General features: G+C 71.6%; 4 protein-coding genes. 2 read left to right on the plus strand and 2 right to left on the minus strand.

The features are described 5' to 3' along the window. Positions 1–25: 25 nt before the first annotated feature. Both ACFW2Y_RS35195 and phoU read right to left on the minus strand, forming a co-directional pair. Positions 26–178: a hypothetical protein gene (locus tag ACFW2Y_RS35195; RefSeq protein WP_384887650.1), complete on the minus strand. Its 153-nt coding sequence runs from the start codon at positions 176–178 to the stop codon at positions 26–28. A 110-nt stretch (positions 179–288) separates the two neighbouring features. Further along, the gene (phoU, locus tag ACFW2Y_RS35200) at positions 289–969 is read right to left on the minus strand and encodes a phosphate signaling complex protein PhoU (RefSeq protein ID WP_384887652.1); all 681 of its coding nucleotides are present in this window, start codon (positions 967–969) and stop codon (positions 289–291) included. 270 nt (positions 970–1,239) lie between these two features. Here phoU and ACFW2Y_RS35205 point away from each other — a divergent pair, with 270 nt between their 5' ends. Beyond that, the gene (locus tag ACFW2Y_RS35205; protein ID WP_384887654.1) at positions 1,240–2,469 is read left to right on the plus strand and encodes a sensor histidine kinase; all 1,230 of its coding nucleotides are present in this window, start codon (positions 1,240–1,242) and stop codon (positions 2,467–2,469) included. After that, entirely contained in the window at positions 2,466–3,146 is a 681-nt protein-coding gene (locus ACFW2Y_RS35210; protein ID WP_017242433.1) for a response regulator transcription factor, read from the plus strand. Before ACFW2Y_RS35205 ends, ACFW2Y_RS35210 begins: the two co-directional genes overlap by 4 nt. Positions 3,147–3,347: the final 201 nt, after the last annotated feature.

Consider the following 3,347-nt stretch of genomic DNA (forward strand, 5'->3'; position numbering starts at 1 on the left):
CCGTCGCACCCCACCCCCCCACCGGTCAGCCCGAGCAGCCCCCGCACTGGCACGGCCCGCCCGACTGGCAGCCGCAGCCACAGCCCGATCCGCACCCGCAGGCGCCGAGGACGGGCAGGAGCGGCGCCTCGCGCGGCGCTTCGGGCGTGGAGTCGGTCGACATGGGGGATTCGGCCATGGGGTCCCTCCCTTTCGAGGCGAGCGTCGCCTCCCCCCATTGCATGCCCCACCGGACCGGCGCATCAACGGCGCACGGGAGTCCCGTGCACCCGTGCGCCCTCCTTCGCCCTATGCGCCCTCCACCGGAACGTCCGCCGACTGCAGCTCGTCCGCGTGCTCCCCCGTCACCAGGTACACGACCCGCTTCGCCACCGACACCGCGTGGTCCGCGAACCGCTCGTAGTACCGGCCGAGCAGCGTCACGTCCACGGCCGTCTCGATGCCGTGCTTCCAGCGGTCGTCCATCAGGTGCTGGAAGAGCGTCCGGTGCAGCAGGTCCATCTCGTCGTCGTCCTGCTCCAGCTGGAGCGCCAGGTCGACGTCCTTGGTGATGATGACCTCCGCGGCCTTCGCCATCAGACGCTGCGCCAGCTGTCCCATCTCCAGGATGGTGGCGTGCAGGTCGCGCGGCACCGCCGTCTCCGGGAACCGGAGGCGGGCCAGCTTCGCCACGTGCTGCGCCAGGTCGCCGGAGCGCTCCAGGTCGGCGCTCATCCGCAGCGAGGTGACCACGATCCGCAGGTCCGTCGCCACCGGCTGCTGCCGGGCGAGCAGCGCTATCGCCCGCGCCTCCAGGTCGTGCTGGAGGTCGTCGACCTTCTGGTCCGCCGCGATCACGCTCTCGGCGAGCTTGAGGTCCGCGTCGAGCATCGCCGTGGTGGCGCGCCCGATCGCCGATCCGACGAGGCGGGCCATCTCGACCAGGCCCTCGCCGATCGAGTCCAGTTCCTCGTGGTACGCGTCCCGCATGGATGTCCCTCTCTACCTCTACGCAAAGCTCCGGGGTCCCGGTGGGGCTCGGACCCCCACGGTCCCACGTTCGGCCCCCTACGCGTCCGGTTCTGTCCCCTGATGTGAATCGTCACTTTCCCCTAGGTGAACTCTGGGCGACGCACGCCACTCTCGCCGCCGGGGCAAATGAATCGGTCACATCTCCTCGGTGAACTCTGGGCGACGAGTGTTCGAGGAGCCGCTCGGACGGCTGGGAGAGTGTCCTCGACCCCGCATAACCTGGGAGACATGGACGTGAACGCGGCGGTCGCCGCATTGGCAGCGATCGCCGGAGTGTGCACCGGCGTGATCGCCATGCTGGCGTTCCGCTGGAGCGAACGCGACCAGGCACGCCCCACCCGTACGTCACTGCACACCGACGCGGTGCTCCCGCCCGGCGTCGACACCGTGCTGTCCGTGCTGCGCTCCTCCGCGGTGGTCCTCGACGAGAGCGACTCCGTGGTGAAGGCCAGCTCTGCGGCGTACGCGCTCGGCCTGGTCCGTGGCGGCAAACTGGCCGTCGAACCCATGCTGAACATGGCCCGCGACACCCGCAGGGACGGGGAGATACGGCAGGTCGAGCTGGACCTGCCGCGGCGCGGCACCGGACGCGGTGAGGCCCTCGCCGTCTCCGCCCGGGTCGCCCCGCTGGGCTCGCGCCTGGTGCTGCTCCTGGTCGAGGACCTCACGGAGGCCCGGCGCATCGAAGCGGTGCGACGGGACTTCGTCGCCAACGTGAGCCATGAGCTCAAGACTCCCGTCGGCGCGCTCTCCCTGCTCTCCGAGGCGGTCATGGACGCCTCCGACGACCCCGAGGCGGTCACCCGCTTCGCCGGTCGGATGCAGATCGAGGCGACCCGCCTCACCAACCTCGTGCAGGAGCTCATCGACCTCTCCCGGGTGCAGAACGACGACCCGCTGGAGGACTCCGAGCCGGTGTCCGTGGACGAGCTGGTCGCCGAGGCGATCGACCGCTCCCGGCAGCCCGCCTCCACCAAGCAGATCACCATGGTCTCCGGCGGGGCCCCCGACCTCTACGTGTGGGGAAGCCGGGGCCAGCTGGCCGCGGCCCTCGGCAACCTCGTCGAGAACGCCGTCAACTATTCGCCGGCCCGCACCCGGGTGGGCATCGCCGCCCGCCACGTCGCGGCGCCCGGTGGGGACCTCATCGAAATAGCCGTGACCGACCAGGGCATCGGCATTTCGGAGAAGGACCGCGAGCGGATCTTCGAGCGCTTCTACCGGGTCGACCCGGCCCGCTCCCGTGCCACCGGCGGTACGGGGCTGGGGCTGGCCATCGTCAAGCACGTGGCCGCCTCGCACGGCGGCGAGGTCACCGTGTGGAGCACCGAAGGCCAGGGCTCCACCTTCACCCTGCGGCTGCCCGAGGCGGGCGCCGTACGGGACCGCCGGTCCGCCTCCTCTCCCACCCCCGATCCCATGACCGAACCGCTTCCCGCCCCGGAGGTCCTTCCGTGACCCGAGTGCTCGTCGTCGAGGATGAGGAATCCTTCAGCGACGCCCTGTCGTACATGCTCCGCAAGGAGGGCTTCGAGGTCGCCGTCGCGGCGACCGGGCCCGACGGCCTCGACGAGTTCGAGCGCAACGGAGCCGACCTCGTCCTCCTCGACCTGATGCTTCCGGGTCTGCCCGGTACCGAAGTGTGCCGCCAGCTGCGCGGCCGATCGAACGTCCCGGTGATCATGGTGACCGCCAAGGACAGCGAGATCGACAAGGTCGTCGGCCTGGAGATAGGGGCGGACGACTACGTGACGAAGCCCTTCTCCTCGCGGGAGCTCGTCGCCCGCATCCGCGCGGTGCTGCGCCGCCGCGGAGAGCCGGAGGAGGTCACCCCGGCGGCCCTGGAGGCCGGCCCGGTCCGCATGGACGTCGACCGCCACGTGGTGACCGTCTCCGGCGGGAAGGTCGACCTGCCGTTGAAGGAGTTCGACCTCCTGGAGATGTTGCTGCGCAACGCGGGCCGGGTGCTGACCCGCATGCAGCTCATCGACCGGGTGTGGGGCGCGGACTACGTCGGCGACACCAAGACCCTCGACGTCCACGTCAAGCGCCTCCGGGCCAAGATCGAACCGGACCCGGGCGCCCCGCGGTACTTGGTGACGGTCCGGGGCCTCGGCTACAAGTTCGAGCCGTAGGCCTCATGCGGGTACGCCCCCGCACCGGCCCGTCCTGCTCTCCGGCCCCTCCCCGTCCTCCCGTCCGTCCGGAGGCCCGGGGAGGGGCCGTGCCGCGCGCGGAGGGCCCGGTGGCCCCCGCAGGGCCCTTCCGGGGCCCCGGCCGCGTGCGGGCGGGACCGGGGCGGCTCCGGCCGGAAGCACGAAGGGGCGCCCCCGTCC

This window comes from Streptomyces sp. NPDC058877, assembly GCF_042742855.1.
Lineage (GTDB): Bacteria > Actinomycetota > Actinomycetes > Streptomycetales > Streptomycetaceae > Streptomyces.